Consider the following 16,230-nt stretch of genomic DNA (forward strand, 5'->3'; position numbering starts at 1 on the left):
AGAGAAGCATCAACTTTACAGCCATTAGGGGTTTATGCTTAAGTTGACGCCTAGGCATTCTGCAGGCGGGAATCCAGTGCACACGTTGCGCAGCGTGCCTGGATCCCGCCTGAGCGAGAATGACGAAGGCTAAAATTGAAATGACTGTGACTTGTGAGGAATGATATAGGAGACAAACATGCGAATTGATAAATTCACCACAGCATTCCAAACGGCGTTAGCAGACGCGCAATCTTTGGCCGTTGGTCGCGATCATCAATTTATAGAACCTGCGCATGTGATGAAAGTATTGCTAGAACAAACTCAAGGTACCGTGGCGCCATTGTTAGAGCAATCAAAAGTCAATTTATCACGTTTGATTGATGGCGCTAACAAGGCCATCGACAGCTATCCTCAAGTAGAAGGAACCGGCGGAGAAGTTCATGTGTCCCGCGAATTAAGCAAAATTTTAACGCTGATGGATAAATTTGCTCAGCAAAATAAGGATCAATACATTTCCTCGGAATGGTTCATTCCCGCCGCGCTCGAAGCCAAAGGTCAATTACGAGATGTGTTAATAGAGGCCGGCGCTGATAAAAAAGTCATTGAAAAAAATATCATGAAATTGCGCAAGGGTGAACGAGTGACTGAGCAAAGCGCTGAAAGTCAACGGCAGGCATTGGAGAAATACACTATTGATTTCACCGAAAAAGCTGAAACTGGAAAACTGGATCCTGTCATTGGGCGTGACGAAGAAATTCGCCGAACGATACAAGTGCTACAGCGGCGTACCAAAAATAATCCTGTTCTCATCGGTGAACCGGGCGTGGGTAAAACAGCGATTGTGGAAGGATTAGCGCAACGCATCGTCAATGGTGAGGTGCCAGAGGGTTTGAAACAGAAACGATTACTGGCTCTGGACATGGGCGCATTAATCGCCGGAGCTAAATTCCGAGGAGAATTTGAAGAACGTTTAAAAGCCGTATTAAAGGATATCGCTAAGGAGGAAGGTCGGGTTATTTTATTTATCGATGAATTGCACACCATGGTGGGAGCGGGCAAGGCGGAAGGTGCAATGGATGCCGGCAATATGTTAAAACCTGCGTTGGCCCGCGGTGAGCTTCATTGTGTGGGTGCAACCACCTTGGATGAATACCGCAAATACGTTGAAAAAGATGCCGCATTAGAACGGCGGTTTCAAAAAATATTGGTTGAGGAACCTTCAACAGAAGATGCCATCGCTATTTTAAGAGGTTTGAAGGAACGTTACGAAGTGCATCATGGCGTTGAAATTACTGATCCCGCGATTATTGCAGCAGCCACGCTATCTCAACGCTATATTACTGATCGAAATCTCCCCGACAAAGCGATTGATTTAATTGATGAAGCAGCCAGTCAAATTCGTATGGAAATGGATTCCAAACCTGTCGAACTGGATCGTTTGGAGCGACGGTTAATTCAGCTAAAAATTGAGCGTGAAGCATTAAAAAAAGAAACCGATGAAGCCTCAAAAAAACGGTTGTCCGATCTTGAAACCGAAATTAAAAACGTTGAAAAAGAATATTCTGATCTCGAAGAAGTGTGGAAAAGTGAAAAAGCTTCATTGCACGGTACTCAACAAATTAAAGAGGAATTGGAACAGGCGCGGATTGAATTGGAAGCCGCTGGACGCGCTGGTGATTTGGCGCGAATGTCCGAGTTGCAATATGGAATCATCCCAGAGCTTGATAAAAAATTAAAAGTGGCTTCCCAGAAAGAAGAGCAATTCTGTGATCATAAATTATTACGCAGTCGAGTGACCGAAGAAGAGGTCGCCGAAGTCGTCTCGAAATGGACACATATTCCTGTGTCGAAAATGTTGGAAGGCGAGCGCGAGAAATTATTGCATATGGAAACTGAACTTCATAAACGCGTCATTGGTCAGGACGAAGCCGTGAACGCCGTGGCAAATGCCATTCGTCGTTCTCGGGCGGGATTGTCCGATCCTAATTGCCCTGTAGGTTCGTTTTTATTCTTAGGTCCGACAGGGGTGGGGAAAACTGAGCTATGCAAAGCATTGGCCGCCTTTTTGTTTGATACAGAAGATGCGATGGTTCGGATTGATATGTCTGAATTTATGGAAAAGCATTCAGTCGCTCGATTAATCGGCGCACCGCCAGGATACGTGGGTTACGAAGAGGGGGGCTATTTAACAGAAGCTGTCCGCCGTCGGCCTTATTCGGTTATTTTATTAGATGAAATTGAAAAAGCACATAACGACGTATTTAACGTTTTGCTGCAAGTGTTGGATGACGCTCGATTAACGGACGGTCAGGGTCGAACGGTGGATTTTCGCAACGCAGTCATTGTAATGACTTCTAATCTCGGGTCTGATTTGATTCGGGAATTCTCGGGTGAAAACTACTATAAAATGAAAGACGCCGTGATGGAAGTTGTCGCACAACATTTCCGACCTGAGTTTATTAATCGCATTGATGAAGCTGTTGTTTTTCATTCTTTGAAAAAAGAACAAATTCGCAATATTGCGATTATTCAAATTGATCGAATTAAAAAACGCTTGAAAGAAAAAGATTATCAGTTCACGATCAGCGATGATGCGCTCGATTATTTATCAGAATTAGGTTACGATCCGGTTTATGGCGCACGACCGCTAAAACGAGTCCTGCAACAACAACTCGAAAATCCACTGTCCCAGAAAATTTTGGAAGGGAAATTTGTGCCTGGCTCATTAATTAACGTTGAGAAAAATAGCGAACAATTAGAATTTAAGGAAACATGAGCGTGATTTTTAAAATCGTTGTCGAACTCATTGTCGGCGCAGGCTTGTTGGATTTCGGAGCGGAACGTTTTATTTCGGCTTCTGTTGTATTAGCTTGACATTTAAAAATTCCTTCTCTCGTCATTGGGATAATTTTAGTAGGTTTTGGCACTTCCTTTCCTGAATTAATCGTTGCCGCTGTCGCTGCTTTCCACGGAAAAATACAAATTGCGATTGGCAACGTCGCGGGTTCCAATGTTGCTAATATCGGATTAATTCTGGGCGTAGTCGCATTGATCATACCTATTGAAGTTCATTCGCGACTGGTGAAGTGGGAATTGCCGGCGCTAATAGTAATTTCTTTTGTGATCGGAGCTTTTTTATGGAATGGCTATTTATCTTGGCCTGAAGGAATTATTTTAATACTGTTATTAATACTGCATTTGTATTGATTGTCGATAACTTCATTGAAGAAACAAGTTGCCTCGTTGCAAGAATTATCCTAAGAAAAATTACAGATGCCTGTGAAAAAAAGCGTGATTTGGTGGTTGTTTGGGTTGGCATTGTTATTCATCAGTTCCGAGTTATTGGTTGATGGCGCCGTGGGTGCGGCGCAATTGCTTGGTATCAGTGACTTAGTGATTGGTTTGACTATCGTTACGGTGTGCACCTAGTTGCCCGAATTTGCAGCTACTTTGATGGGGGTTTTGAAAAAAGAGCACGATATCGCTATTGGACATATTATTGGTTCAAATATTTTTAATTCTCTCGCCGTACTGGCTATGCCCGCGTTGATCGCTCCGGGAAGGTTTCCCTCGAGCGTGATGCGGCGTGATTATCCGGCGATGATGATCTTTACGATTGGTCTTTGGCTTTTCACCATTTTAACCTCCCGCTCCGGTGGAGGGATAGGACGGGTTTTCGGGATAATATTTTTATTAGGATACATCAGTTATTTTGTTTTACTTTTTATATCCAGTACTTAATATAAAGAACCAAACGACCTAAAATGCGTTGACGTCGAGGGCGCAGCGTTTGCCAACTGTCTAAAGAAACTTCTCGAGAATTTTTAAGGTCTTCGAGAAATTGCTGTTCCAATATTTTTTTGACTTCAGGAGAGGTAATGTTAACATCAGCCTCTAAATCATGAATGAGGCTGCGATGATTTAAATTACTGGAGCCAACCAGCATCCAATCATCAATAATTAGCGATTTTGCATGCAGCATGCTGGGTAAATATTCAAAAATCCTAACACTGGCATTTAAGAGGTTATAATAAAACGTCGAGGAGGCCAAAGGCATTATGGGAACATCCGATTTACGTGGCAGTAAAATACGTACATCGATACCGGCGTGAGCCGCTTCTTGCAGCCTTTTTAATAAAAAATTATCTGGCACAAAGTAAGCGTTGGTGATCCAGATTCGGCGGTGGCAATTCGCCATTTTGCGCAACAGGTCTTTGTGGAGAATGCGTCGACGGTGCCGTGAATAGTTCAGACGAATCAAGGGGTCTTTGCGAATTTGACGAAAAATTTCCCGTAAACGCTCTTTAATGGTACGGTGGTACCAAGCTGCATCAAACGCTTTGACAAGTTCGTCCAAGTTAATTCCAGAAAGACGCACCGACGTATCTCGCCATGCGTCGCCCCCTTCGGCTTTAGAAATATGGTGTTTGCTAATGTTAAGACTGCCAATATAAGCGATCTTTTTATCGATAATGCAGACTTTTCGATGGTTGCGGAAATTTATTTTTAAAATAAGGTAAATCCACCTTATTAGAAAGGGTAATTTAACGATAGAGCGGCTCCAATCCCAAAGCTGCCACGGAAAGGGATGAAAAACCTTAGTTCGTGCGCCAGCACTTTCAAGAAGACGGGCGAAATTGGTGCTCCACAAAGGACTGCCAGCGCCATCCACCATGATTCGAACTTTAACGCCACGCTGGGCGGCTTCAGTGAGTTTAATCGCCACTCGTTGTCCCAACGCATCATTGTGGAATAAATAGGTTTCCAAATCGATGGAATATTTCGCTTGTTCGATATCCGATACCAACTCATCGAAGTGCTTCTGTCCATCTGTGAAGAGGCGTTCGCAATAGTTTGTCGGCAGCGGACGACTTTCCATATAATACCCTTTTTTCAATCACTATTCACCATCACTGTCTTCCTTGCAAATACGCAATTTGTTAGCTTTAGCAAATTTTATAATAGAATCGTAGAGTTTGGGATTGGATTGTTTGAGATGAGGGTCGATGACAACACATTTGTGCCCGCTTTTCATTGAAGGCTGCAACATGGGAGAATAATGAATACGCTGCTTATGGAAAGTAGATAGATTGCCGCTCATGCGTTCTGCCCAATCGCTGGGACGAAAGGTCTCTCCTGATTCTGTTACTCCTTCGATAATAATCTTAGAGTTCTTATTTTTCATTATATAACCTATTGAGTAGCACCTTATGATATGATAGTAGTAGGATCTCATTAAGTTTTGTCCTCTGTTTACATACCAACGGAGCACCTCGGCGGTTGGGGGAGGGCAAAATGAATGAGATGTTGCATCTATGTATAGGTGGCACATATTATAGCACTTTAATTAATTCTGCCAGGGGCAGCAATGACTGAGACTAAGCATCCGCGAGTTCGCGGCATCTACCTTTTACCCAATTTGTTCACTCTTGGTGCCATGTTTGCGGGCTTCTACGCCGTTGTCGCTGGCATGAATGGTTATTACGAATCGGCTGCCATCGCTATTTTTATTGCAATGGTGATGGATACCCTAGATGGCCGAATCGCCCGGCTACTCCATGCTCAAAGTGAATTTGGGGTCCAACTGGATAGCTTATCCGATATGTTGAGCTTTGGGATTGCACCGGCGTTGGTGATGTATAGCTGGTCGTTAGCGGTTCTCGGAAAAACTGCCTGGATCGCGGCTTTTATTTACGCTGCTTGTACCGCCCTGCGGTTAGCCCGTTTCAACGTTCAGGTTAGAAAAGCCGATAAACGCTATTTTCAGGGGCTTCCCACGCCGTCCGCTGCCGGATTGGTAGCGAGTATTATTTGGGTTTGTAATGTCTTTGACGTTGCCGGCGAGAGCATCGCTTTACCCCTTAGCATGCTGGCAATATTGTTAGGCTTATTGAAAGTGAGCACGATTCGTTATCGAAGCTTTAAAGATTTTCAACTTCAAGATAGAGTGCCTTTTGTAGTGATTCTGGGAGTCGTATTGATTATAGCGCTGATTGCTTTTGATCCTCCGGATATTCTACTCTTCATTTTCTTTTTGTATGTTATTTCGGGCCCGATCGGGACGCTGTGGTCGTTACATAAACGTCGACGACAAAAAAGAGATTACGTCGTCAAAAACATTAATGAATAAAAAAGCTATTCGAACCGCCGTCCATGCAGCGTTCGTTGAAGATATTGGAAGCGGTGATATTACAGCCGAATTAATTTCTGCCGAGACGGTATCGCAAGCATCCATTATTTCGCGAGAAAATGCGATTATTTGTGGCATTCCCTGGGTTGATGAAGTTTACCAAGCGGTGGATTCTAGCGTTAAAATCCAGTGGAAGGTAAAAGATGGCGATTTCGTTTCCTCCAATCAAACTCTTGCCCTGTTAAGAGGAAAGGCCCGTTCCCTTGTCACTGGTGAGCGGACCGCACTTAATTGGCTGCAAACTTTATCCGGCACGGCGACAACAGTCAGTCGTTATGTGGAAAAATTGAAAGGAACTCCCGCCTATTTATTGGATACACGAAAAACCATTCCCGGTTTGCGCTACGCCCAAAAATACGCTGTACGTTGCGGTGGTGGTAAGAATCACCGCATGGGCTTGTATGATGCTTTTTTAATAAAAGAAAATCACATTTTAAGCTGCGGCTCGCTTACCCAAGCGATCCAAAAAGCACGCACTTCTCATCCTGAAAAAACGCTCGAAATTGAAGTTGAAAATCTCAATGAATTGCAAGAAGCACTCACCGCCAAAGTCAATATTATTTTGTTAGACAATTTTGATATTGATACAATTAAAAAAGCGGTAAAAATTAATAACAGCCAAGCAAAACTCGAAATTTCTGGTAACGTAAATTTAGAAACCATTCACGAAATCGCAAAAACCGGCGTCGACTATATTTCGGTCGGCGCACTAACAAAACACCTCCGCGCCATCGACCTTTCGATGCGAATTTATTAAGACAAAGCCGTAGGTTGTGCTGAGTTTGCGCAGCCCAGCAAAAAGAAAGAGAAACAATACAATATCGCAGAATCCTACTCAAGCTTGCATTGTTAGATTGCTAGAGGCATTTTACCCCCCCAACTGGGCTGCTAACTTAATAAGGATGATTGTTTTGGAGTGATGCTGTTGGGCTTTGCAAGCTCAGCTCAACCTTACACGCTAAACAGTGCCGGCCATTGATTAAACTGGCGTCCCCAAGGGGATTCGAACCCCTGTTACCGCCGTGAAAGGGCGATGTCCTAGGCCTCTAGACGATGGGGACCTTGCTTCGCTGAAGGGGTTGTTTCTGCCGAGCTTTTAGCAGAATGGAGCTAAGCGGGATTGAACCGCTGACCTCTTGCATGCCATGCAAGCGCTCTCCCATGCTGAGCTATAGCCCCCCATAAGAATTGGGCATTGTAGGAGGGTTCTTAACCACTGTCAATCCCTCCATGGGCCTCGCTCTGGTGTTAAACAATCAATTTATCTGTAGCCTAGTATGGAGCGAAGCGGAATACGGGATTCTGTAACAATAAAAGCAGATCAAAAATACGTAAAAATTTTTTCATGAATCGTAAGTGTTCGATCATGGGGCTCAAAATTAGATTTCTTCTAATAACATGTTCCAAAGGGGAAGAATACGTTTATCTTTTGCTTTAGGTAATTTCCCAGCAATCAATATACCTTGAGAGCATTTGAAGTGTTTTTCAGCTTCCTCAAGTGGAGAAATTTCTTGAGAAAATGTGTGGGATTTATCTAAATTATCGTAGGCGATTTGGATAACTTTGCTAATTTCATTTCTTTGGCGTATGACGAAATCAATTTCTTACTGTCCTTTCTAATAAAAGATATCACTCCGGTATTGGCGTTGCAATTGCTAATAAACTACAGTTTCAGCTAATTTTTCCGTATTCAGGAGAATTTGATACATGCACCACTTGCCTAAGTCCCAGATCATTAACATGTATTTTTTCGGATTTCTATTTCGCTCAGCTGTTTTTAAACTAAAATAATATAAAAAATCTACTGAAAATGATTCGCGGAAAAAATTGCAGTAATTAGAGGCGGTCTCGAGTGAAATTTCAAATATTTTTCCGATTCGATTGGCTGAAAACAAGCACACCATTTGTGTTAACAAATGAATAGCAATATTTCGTAACAGAGTGACGTCGCGTATTTGATGGCGCATTGCCACATCTTTGAAAAGAACATCATCGAGATATTGTTTTAACAACATACGTTTTCGATCAACCTGTTTGCTTAATACGATTTCAGGCAGCCCGCCACATGTCATGTATTATTGTCTTAGTGCGTTTTGAATGATCGGTCTATGGTCTGCTTAAGCAATTTTTTTGGAGCTTCAATATGTTTAAATCGTAGAAATTCAAAAAAATTTAAAGACGGTACATGAAATTCTACATGTCTTCCCGTCAGCAATATGCCTAGCTCCCGAGACATCAAATTCGCTGAGGATCCAGTAATAAAAATTTTAATATTCTCTTTTTCATTTCGAGCCCGCGCTCATCTTTCCCATCCTGGAAGGTTTTGAATTTCGTCGAAAAAAAGATAAGCCTTGCCGGTGGGATAAACTTCTTCTCGATAGATCTGATAAATTTCATCTAATGTGTGGGAGCTTAGATCCAGTGCAATAGCAGGTTCTTCAAAATTCATATGAAACATAGCTTCTGGAGGTAAGCCTTGCGATTCAAGCAATTCTATGATTTAGTACAAAATGCTGGTTTTCCCTGCTTGTCGCAACCCAACAAAAGTGACCCTCTCTTTAGTATCTAAAAACGAGCCAACTTTTTCCACTATGTCCCGTGGAAACCAAGAGGCCAAAGTCGCTCCACCCCAACGGTTCCATTGCTTGAGTACGGGAATCATATGCACCTTTCATTCGGTATACCGAATGAATCATACCCTAATTTGATCGGTATGCTGAATGATCTATTTTGAATAGGTGAGATTTAAAACTAGTATTTTTAAAAGCACAAATTGCGTCATTCCAGTAAGAGGCGGAAATCCAAATTCCAAGGATGGTAATTTTCCCGATTATAAAGTCGGGATTTATCTTCCTTCGAGAAGGGTATAAAATCGATTTCCTATCCATTCTCAGGGAGTGTCGATGAAACTTTATTGTGTTCGTCACGGGCATGCGGAACAGTTTACAAATCAGCGTGAAAGGCCTCTGAGTGCAGAGGGGATAGAAGAAATTAACAAAGAGGCCGCTTACCTTAAGCGGCGCGGTGTCTACGTCGTTCACATTAAGCACAGTAAGAAACTGCGAGCCCGTCAAAGCGCCGGGATTTTAGCCTCTGCTGTGGCTGATGAGCACGCTTTGGAAGAGTGTCCGTTGCTGGGAGAGGATCATTTGATAGCCCCGCTTATAGACTTAATTCAAGAGTGGCATGATGACACAATGTTGGTTGGGCACATGCCGTTTATGTCACGACTGGTGAGTGCGTTGGTATTAGGGGACGACAGCCACGATATGGTGCGTTTCCCCCCAGGCACGATCGTCTGTTTGGAACAATTTGAGAACCGTTGGATTCTGAATTGGGTATTGCGTCCGGACTTGGTCCCTGATCAAGGGGATTGATTTGTTTGAGCTGCGGTTTTCTTGCTATTTTTATTTGTTTCATTGATCATGAATTTAGTCGGATTAACGTGTGTTTGGATGACAGCCCTTTATCTGGAAATAAAATTTATTCTTACCTTCATCGTGAGTATCCATTTCTTTTTTCTATTGAGAAAATATTTCTGGTTGAGTGCGCCCAATTCAATTTCAGCTTTTCGTTTTGATGGCGAGCATTGGTATCTTAAAATGAAAAACGAAAAAACCGATGTAACAGAGTTAAAGGAAACTCTAAAGAGCCGTTATTTAATTTTATTAAATTTCGCGAGCATTTTCGATGGAAATCGCTATCAATTAATGTTATTTACCGACTCTATTTTTAAAATTGCTTTTTGCCGATTGGGGACATTGTTGGTGATGGATTAAGATGTAAAATAGTGTTTTTTGCCTGAGCCAAGGGATGAGGATAATCCACATTATAATGCAAACCTCGGCTTTCTTTTCTCATTAAAGCACTTTCTACGACGAGCTGTGCCACTGTCATTAGATTTCGTAGTTCAATAAGGGATTTACTTAGAATTTGGAGAGGGAAAACGACGTTTATTTGCTGAAGGAGCTTTTGTAAATCATTTTTCGCCTTAAGTAGCCGGATATCGTTGCGAACAATGCCGACATGATCCCACATAATTTTACGAACTTGATGTATGAAGCCATCCACAGTTCTGGTGTCCTCTCGCTGCTTGTCCGCGGGGCCCAGAGAAAAAAATGGATTGGCGGCTTCCTCGGCAAGTCGTGGGATGAGGGTCACTGAGCTTTTAATCGCTCGTGCGCAACTCGCGGCGAAAACTAAGCATTCTAATAATGAATTACTCGCCATCCGGTTCGCACCGTGCATCCCAGTATAAGCCACTTCGCCAATTGCATATAAGCGAGCAATATCCGTTTGACCTTGTAAATCGGTCATCACTCCGCCGCACGTATAATGAGCCGCTGGCACAACCGGTAAGGGTCCTTCAGTCATATCAAAACCGAAATTCAAACAAGTCCCATAAATCGTCGGAAAAGCTTTTTTAATAAAGTCAGCCGGACGATGACTAATATCCAAATAAACGTGATCCCAATTATTTTTCTTTAACTCCGTATCAATCGCTCGAGCGATAATGTCTCGAGGGGCCATCTCCGCTCGGTCATCGTAATTGGGCATAAAACGCTTTCCATTCGGCAACAGCAAATAGCCGCCTTCACCGCGAACAACCTCGGTAATTAAATAATGATTCGCCAGCGGATGATAAAGGCAAGTCGGGTGGAATTGATTAAATTCCAAATTTGCTACCCGACAGCCGGCACGCCACGCCATTGCAATACCATCGCCGCTTGTTCGATTAGGATTACTGGTGTGTAGATATGCAAAACTGGCGCCTCCAGTGGCGAGAACTGTATAGGTGGCATGGAATTGTAAAGAACGCTGTTGCTCGCCGTCATAAACCTGCGCACCCCTACAGAGGTTATTTTCGATCAATAAATCAATGGCAATATGATCCGTAAAACAATCGATGCTAGGATGAGAGAGCACTTGTTCGGCAAGTGTCTTGACAATAACAGCGCCAGTTTTATCAGCAGCATGCAAGATCCGTCGCCGACTATGGCCGCCTTCTTGAGTGAGGTGATAATTATTTTTACCATCTGTTGTAAATTGAACGCCTTGTTGAATCAGCCATTCGACGGCGGATTTGCCTTGCGTCACTGTTGCTCTAACCGCCTCAGGATCGCAAAGTCCGCCGCCCGCGTTTAAGGTGTCCTGAACGTGCAATTCCACACTGTCATCTGCCGCGTTCATCACCGCCGCAATTCCCCCCTGCGCATGCGGAGAAGAGCCGGCGGTAAGATCATCTTTGCTTAAAACAGCCACGCGCATTTCGCTAGCAAGGCTCAAAGCTAGGCCCAGCCCTGCCGCGCCGCTGCCGATAACTAGGACATCATAGGTGGTATATCTTTTCATAAATTCATTTTTTATTTCCCGAGCTTGCCCAAGGGCTTTTATTTCAAGGAATCAGACTATACCACAGAATCCTTTCTCTTAGGTTTGAAGCAAATAATTCTCTGATGTTAAAATAATGACCGTAGCCGAAAGTGAAGTGAAACGTATATACGAAAAAAATATAAAAAACAATTAGTTTCTTTGATTGAGCAAAACGATAAAAAAGGCACCATTGCTTTTTTCAAGTGCTACTCCTGGCTTATCAATGAGCCCTTAAATATCGCTGGGCAAACAGCATTAATCATTGCCAGTTGTAAAATTTATTTGAAAGTATGCGACATTTTAAGTAGTGCGCAAAACGAATTTAATTTTCATCTTTTAAAGAAAATAGAGCGAGTGGTTGATGGGGTAGAAATAACATGGAATGAATTAATTCTAAAACGCAATATAGCGCTTGAAGCAATAAAGAAGGTTGCTCATTTGTCTTTTATAGACATCGACAGTTTTTTTGTTTTTTCAGAATTCGATAAAGCGGTTCTCCAACTCGAGACTATCGGCCAACTAAAAAAGAATCTTATCGAACTGTTTGCCCAACGGGAACGTTTTCTAATCGCCACGAATTTTGATTACTTAAATGCGTCGTATTATGCGCTTAACCAATTTTGCGTCGAAATCTATGGGGAATTTTTTTGGTGGCGTTGAACCCTATAATCTTTTGTTAGACGGCAATCTCACCTGAACAGATTTAAATCCTGTCTTTTAGCTTGAAGAGAAGAAAAAAGAAGAGCCTAATAATGAGTGGAAGGATCCCGCAACGGGGAAAACCGTATCAATCCCGAAGGCGTGGGCAACTTTATTATTTTCGTCTTCCCGACGGATCCATACAATGTTACGAAAGTATTATTGATTCTGTTATCGCTGCACTAAAAAAGGGCGAACCCAACCCCCGTCAGCTCTGGAAATCTGTCGACGATCGATTTGAAACGAAGGGATTAAGCTTCTTGGCTCAAGTGGAACCGTTCCTCTGGGCTCGAATGCCATCTATTGGGAAATTACTGACTTATACCAAAAGGCTTAATAAAGAGTAGGAAGAACGTACTTCTTGTTTGGGTAAATTTCTTCATTTAAGCCATGGGTTGGAGCAAGTAGACAAAAACCATAAAAAGGTTGGCGCAAGTGAATATGAGGAGGGATAGGATAGCCCGCTTAGCTGGCGCAAATTAAGTTTTTCGAATGCTGGAAGGATCTTAAAGAAGAAACGAAAAATGCCATTCGAATTTTGGGCGTTAACGGCCATACCATTGGTGCGGTGTTGGGTTTGCTGTACTCTCCTGTGAGAAAAAAAGGGTCGAGACGGGGAACTTGAGCCCTAGTATTGAGTTCAAGTGTCAGGAAGTGATAAGCTAAATCCCATTTTAAACTCCGAAGAAATTCAGAAAACCCTTAAGGAAAAGGATGGTTTTGCATTTACACACCTCTCTAACATCGAACTGGACCTAATACATCAAAACTCATCATTGAATTAATGGACCAAAAACAATACGAAAACTATTGCTGTAAAGAGATAAAATCGTCGGAAAATAAAGTGGAAAAATGCGATTTCATTTATTTTTTTGATGCTTTTGACGATTTATTTATAACATATCACCGCGCGATTCAATTACTATTTCGTAATCACATACTTTCTTAATAATAATTTAGTATTAATGAGAGAAAGTTGGGATCTATTAGAATTGGAGAAAGATTATTTACTTATCTATGGAATTTGTAAACTTATCGACACTGACGGAATGGCGATAGTGTATGCAATGCTCATGAACAATCATCGGAAAGAAAAAAAGCAAGTAGACCTCCCTAGCTTAGCTGTTGTAGTAAACATTCTTTCATCGAGTACCGGTTATGAAAATTTAAGAAAACAGTTTCCGTTTTTGCCGGATGAACTTGGATTTCGTGAATTAATTAAGAAACTAGAAAACGAACTCAGCGCGTTATTGTATTATGCGGTTCAGTCGGATTCGATTCTTATGGTAAAAGAAGTGTTAAAATTAGGCGCAAACCTTAATGCGACTTATCAATCCGAGTCGATATTAAAACTGGCTCTTGAAAAAGAGCCCTCCGTGATTGCTTTTGCTTTAATTAAGCACAGAGGGAGGTTTAGCTTCGAGGAAGTGAGAGCCATTGTAGATGGCAGTCAATTGTAGAAAATTACTATATATCTAGTAAGCCATATTTTTAGTTCATCGAATAAGATTAGAAAATCAGTGCTCTATGCGTTGCATGAAAGAAATAAATTACATTTCCTTTTTTATTTAAATATAAATGCCTCTTTAAGCTTGATAAACTTGGGGAAAAGTGTAGCCAGGATTTTAACGAATTTGATCCAGAATTTCAAACTGAGATCATTTCCCGGGATCCAAGCATTCCTTTTGGGATTAACAATATTTTTATAGAAAAAATGTTGCCTATTTAAAATGCATGCTCCGATTAGAAGAAGAGAGATTGCGGGTAAATAAATTGGAGCCGTGGTTACAAAAATTATTGCTTCAAGTTAAGCTAAATGCTTTTCCCTCATCGGTATCCTTTTTTGCTCAGCTACAGCCATACGAAGCAAAAACGGACGTTGCGCCGAATGAAAAATTACAATGGCTTCTTAAAGAGGTGGTGATAAGAGATAACGAAGAAATAGCCATCATATTAATTCAATGGGAAGGGCGGCTAACTCATGGAGGACCTCCGTTGGTACCCGCTGGCCGGGATACATGGATGGGATGGAGTGAATAATTCTCCTTTTGAGTTATCCGTTTTAGAAGCGCTGGGCGTTTTTCTCAAAAAAGGGTTTCGGCTCTCTCTCGGGTGAAGCTTTATTGAAGATATCTCAACTCACTGAAAAGGGGTATTATTGTATTTCTTCTTATTTTCAAAAATTAATTAATTTGGGACCTTGTTGTCTCGATAGCAATTTCAATAGAATTTATCAGGCATTAGCAGGGTGTGAAAAAGAAAAGTCTATTACTATGGAGAATCCGACTCTCACGGACGGGTATTATGTACAGGCTTTAAAAATATGCATTTCCTTTTATCAAGAATTATTAAATAAGGATATTGATGATTTAGAGAGATCCATTTTTGTCCATCTATTTCAAAAAATTCATATTGAAAGAAAGGAGAATGAAATTTTCACTTTCTTGCGGCGGTCTCGGGTTAAAAACACGGTGACTAGAGAAAAATTGGAAGAACTAGAAAAAAGCAATCCCTCGTCAAGCACAGCTGTCATTATGCGCTGTTTAACGGAGAAAAGTAAACAGACCCTAGCTTTTAACTGGGCAATTTTCATAGTGCGAAGCTAATACTGATGCCGCGTAAGCTGTTAATTTGGGATGTGTAAAAATTTATTTGGACCGTGAGTGTTTGATTTGGTGCCTAAAAGGCCGGTAATCATAAACTGGGCTTTCGGGAACATTTTACCGAGCATTCTCATAAAGGGGATAGTGCCCCCGTCGCCTATATAAGCGCCAGGCTTTCTAAAAAATTGCTTAGAAGCGGTCTCATTAGCTTTGGGCAGCCACTCACTTAACGGAGGGTCACCCAACCGCTTGCTTTAGTGTCGGACTGAAAAGAAATTTTTGCGTTATAAGGAGGACCTTTTTCTAAGATAGCTTTCAAAGCGGTTGAGGTTTTTTCGCCATTAACCGTCGGGGGTAACCGCTTCAACCGAGGGTAATCCGTCGATTCCCGTAACACTGAGTGGGGGACGCCAGGTGCGATTTAAGAGCAATTCGGGAAGATTTGAGGATACCGCCTCTCAGTATTAGGTAAAAAGGGAATATATTTCAAAGAAAACGCTCCACAAAGCCTCAGCCGTTTTTTTTAGCTTAGTCGATATGTTAAGGGGAAATATCGACTTTTAATTTGTCAACAATGACTGTTCCTATTTGACTGTCTTCAATTCGATTTAAGAGCTGGTGTAAAATCAAAAAAGGAGCGGGGATCAAGTCGCTTCCTGTTCCGGAATGAAGCCCGGTTTTAAAGCCTCGATTTCCAATTCGCCACAGATAACGACGCGCAGCGATGTCGTACACCACAGTTGCTCGTAATTGCCGCAACCGCTGTCTAAGCAGATAACAAAATTTGGATTTCCTATGCGGGTTTTTAATTGTTGTAAATAAAAAGGTAAATCCGCACTCCCGCTTTCTTCGCAGGCTTCCATAAGAACAACGCAGCGGGCGAGATGTATTTGAAAATGTTGCAGCATTGCAATCGTGGTGAGGGAAGTAAAAGCAGCATAACCATCGTCAGCGTCGCCCCATCCATATAAAGGGGGGCTATCTTCTTTAATAACCGGCTTCCATAGCCCTAAATTTGCGTTCCAACCTTTCATTTCCGGCTGCTTATCCATGTGTAACCATACAGCAAAACGGTTTCGTCCGTTTGGCCGGGGATTTCAATAAACAAAAGTGGCGTTCGTCCCGGTAACTCCACCACTTCAAGTTTCATATCCTTGATGGGCTGCTTTTCGCACCATTCTACAATCAGTGTCAAGGCTTCATCCATGTAACCATATACTTTCCAGTTAGCGTCAAACAGCACGGATTTATTACGAATTTTTATGTAATTTGCTAATTCGGGAATAATACTATCATCCCAGAGGGCGGAAATGGTTTGATAAATTTCGTGGGCATTTTTTTAAATGGTGAAGTAGTCATAGGTGGTTATGTTACCAAATTTTT

Annotated in this window: 14 protein-coding genes, 2 tRNA genes and 6 pseudogenes; 12 read left to right on the plus strand and 10 right to left on the minus strand. The window is 42.0% G+C overall.

From position 1 onward, the window contains the following. Positions 1-178 precede the first annotated feature (178 nt). Together clpB and OWO34_RS00405 are read left to right on the plus strand one after the other, a co-directional pair. Entirely contained in the window at positions 179-2,758 is a 2,580-nt protein-coding gene (gene clpB / locus OWO34_RS00400; protein ID WP_267256159.1) for an ATP-dependent chaperone ClpB, read from the plus strand. Continuing rightward, positions 2,755-3,723 (plus strand): annotated as a pseudogene (locus OWO34_RS00405) (calcium/sodium antiporter). The gene clpB and the pseudogene OWO34_RS00405 overlap by 4 nt, the downstream one beginning before the upstream one ends. On the opposite strand, the gene OWO34_RS00410 reads toward OWO34_RS00405, so the two are convergent. Then, entirely contained in the window at positions 3,707-4,861 is a 1,155-nt protein-coding gene (locus OWO34_RS00410) for a phospholipase D-like domain-containing protein (protein ID WP_267256199.1), read from the minus strand. The pseudogene OWO34_RS00405 and the gene OWO34_RS00410 overlap by 17 nt on opposite strands. Before the next feature lie 21 nt (positions 4,862-4,882). Then, the gene (locus tag OWO34_RS00415) at positions 4,883-5,167 is read right to left on the minus strand and encodes a DUF3579 domain-containing protein (protein ID WP_267256160.1); all 285 of its coding nucleotides are present in this window, start codon (positions 5,165-5,167) and stop codon (positions 4,883-4,885) included. Positions 5,168-5,350: 183 nt separating this feature from the next. On the opposite strand from OWO34_RS00415, the pseudogene pssA reads away from it, so the two are divergent. The 3 genes and pseudogenes from pssA to OWO34_RS09640 all read left to right on the plus strand — a co-directional run bounded on the left by pssA (position 5,351) and on the right by OWO34_RS09640 (position 7,151). Then, positions 5,351-6,105, plus strand: a pseudogene (pssA, locus tag OWO34_RS00420) (CDP-diacylglycerol--serine O-phosphatidyltransferase). Next, positions 6,105-6,929, plus strand: a complete 825-nt coding sequence (gene nadC / locus OWO34_RS00425) for a carboxylating nicotinate-nucleotide diphosphorylase (protein WP_267256162.1) — start codon at positions 6,105-6,107, stop codon at positions 6,927-6,929. Before pssA ends, nadC begins: the two are co-directional and overlap by 1 nt. 56 nt (positions 6,930-6,985) lie before the next feature. After that, positions 6,986-7,151, plus strand: a pseudogene (locus tag OWO34_RS09640) (hypothetical protein). A 6-nt stretch (positions 7,152-7,157) separates the two neighbouring features. Here the strand turns inward: OWO34_RS09640 and OWO34_RS00430 are convergent. The 4 genes and pseudogenes from OWO34_RS00430 to OWO34_RS00445 form a co-directional block, all read right to left on the minus strand. After that, positions 7,158-7,233, minus strand: a tRNA-Glu gene (locus OWO34_RS00430). Positions 7,234-7,277: 44 nt separating this feature from the next. Further along, positions 7,278-7,351, minus strand: a tRNA-Ala gene (locus OWO34_RS00435). A 476-nt stretch (positions 7,352-7,827) separates the two neighbouring features. Further along, positions 7,828-8,244 carry a DUF4143 domain-containing protein gene (locus OWO34_RS00440; RefSeq protein WP_267256163.1) on the minus strand — a complete coding sequence of 139 codons (417 nt, stop codon included), beginning with the start codon at positions 8,242-8,244 and terminating at the stop codon, positions 7,828-7,830. A gap of 11 nt (positions 8,245-8,255) precedes the next feature. Beyond that, positions 8,256-8,663, minus strand: a pseudogene (locus OWO34_RS00445) (ATP-binding protein). A 251-nt stretch (positions 8,664-8,914) separates the two neighbouring features. Between OWO34_RS00445 and OWO34_RS00450 the strand changes: the two are divergent. The 3 genes and pseudogenes from OWO34_RS00450 to OWO34_RS00460 all read left to right on the plus strand — a co-directional run. After that, positions 8,915-9,079 (plus strand): annotated as a pseudogene (locus OWO34_RS00450) (hypothetical protein); the annotation flags it as partial. Beyond that, positions 9,070-9,549 carry a phosphohistidine phosphatase SixA gene (sixA, locus tag OWO34_RS00455; RefSeq protein WP_267256164.1) on the plus strand — a complete coding sequence of 160 codons (480 nt, stop codon included), beginning with the start codon at positions 9,070-9,072 and terminating at the stop codon, positions 9,547-9,549. The pseudogene OWO34_RS00450 and the gene sixA, both read left to right, overlap by 10 nt. Position 9,550: 1 nt before the next feature. Continuing rightward, a pseudogene (locus tag OWO34_RS00460) lies at positions 9,551-9,951 on the plus strand (hypothetical protein). Here the strand turns inward: OWO34_RS00460 and nadB are convergent. Further along, positions 9,905-11,524 (minus strand): L-aspartate oxidase, encoded by a 1,620-nt coding sequence (gene nadB / locus OWO34_RS00465; RefSeq protein WP_267256165.1) that lies wholly within the window; start codon positions 11,522-11,524, stop codon positions 9,905-9,907. The pseudogene OWO34_RS00460 and the gene nadB sit on opposite strands and share 47 nt — an antisense overlap. A gap of 180 nt (positions 11,525-11,704) precedes the next feature. Here nadB and OWO34_RS00470 point away from each other — a divergent pair, with 180 nt between their 5' ends. The 4 genes from OWO34_RS00470 to OWO34_RS00485 all read left to right on the plus strand — a co-directional run bounded on the left by OWO34_RS00470 (position 11,705) and on the right by OWO34_RS00485 (position 14,850). Beyond that, positions 11,705-12,205 carry a nucleoside/nucleotide kinase family protein gene (locus OWO34_RS00470; protein ID WP_267256166.1) on the plus strand — a complete coding sequence of 167 codons (501 nt, stop codon included), beginning with the start codon at positions 11,705-11,707 and terminating at the stop codon, positions 12,203-12,205. Between the two features lie 1,004 nt (positions 12,206-13,209). Continuing rightward, on the plus strand, positions 13,210-13,704 hold the full coding sequence (locus OWO34_RS00475; RefSeq protein WP_267256167.1) for a hypothetical protein: 495 nt from the start codon (positions 13,210-13,212) through the stop codon (positions 13,702-13,704). Positions 13,705-13,978: 274 nt separating this feature from the next. Then, positions 13,979-14,284 carry a hypothetical protein gene (locus tag OWO34_RS00480; RefSeq protein ID WP_267256168.1) on the plus strand — a complete coding sequence of 102 codons (306 nt, stop codon included), beginning with the start codon at positions 13,979-13,981 and terminating at the stop codon, positions 14,282-14,284. A gap of 83 nt (positions 14,285-14,367) precedes the next feature. Then, entirely contained in the window at positions 14,368-14,850 is a 483-nt protein-coding gene (locus OWO34_RS00485; RefSeq protein ID WP_267256169.1) for a hypothetical protein, read from the plus strand. Positions 14,851-15,073: 223 nt separating this feature from the next. On the opposite strand, the gene OWO34_RS00490 is transcribed toward OWO34_RS00485, so the two are convergent. The 3 genes from OWO34_RS00490 to OWO34_RS00500 form a co-directional block, all read right to left on the minus strand. Continuing rightward, the gene (locus OWO34_RS00490; RefSeq protein ID WP_267256170.1) at positions 15,074-15,244 is read right to left on the minus strand and encodes a hypothetical protein; all 171 of its coding nucleotides are present in this window, start codon (positions 15,242-15,244) and stop codon (positions 15,074-15,076) included. A gap of 247 nt (positions 15,245-15,491) precedes the next feature. After that, positions 15,492-15,899 (minus strand): zinc-binding metallopeptidase family protein, encoded by a 408-nt coding sequence (locus OWO34_RS00495; RefSeq protein ID WP_267256171.1) that lies wholly within the window; start codon positions 15,897-15,899, stop codon positions 15,492-15,494. Beyond that, on the minus strand, positions 15,878-16,090 hold the full coding sequence (locus OWO34_RS00500) for a hypothetical protein (RefSeq protein ID WP_267256172.1): 213 nt from the start codon (positions 16,088-16,090) through the stop codon (positions 15,878-15,880). The genes OWO34_RS00495 and OWO34_RS00500 overlap by 22 nt, the downstream gene beginning before the upstream one ends. Positions 16,091-16,230: the final 140 nt, after the last annotated feature.

The sequence above is a fragment of the Coxiella endosymbiont of Ornithodoros maritimus genome (assembly GCF_907164965.1).
GTDB lineage: Bacteria > Pseudomonadota > Gammaproteobacteria > Coxiellales > Coxiellaceae > Coxiella.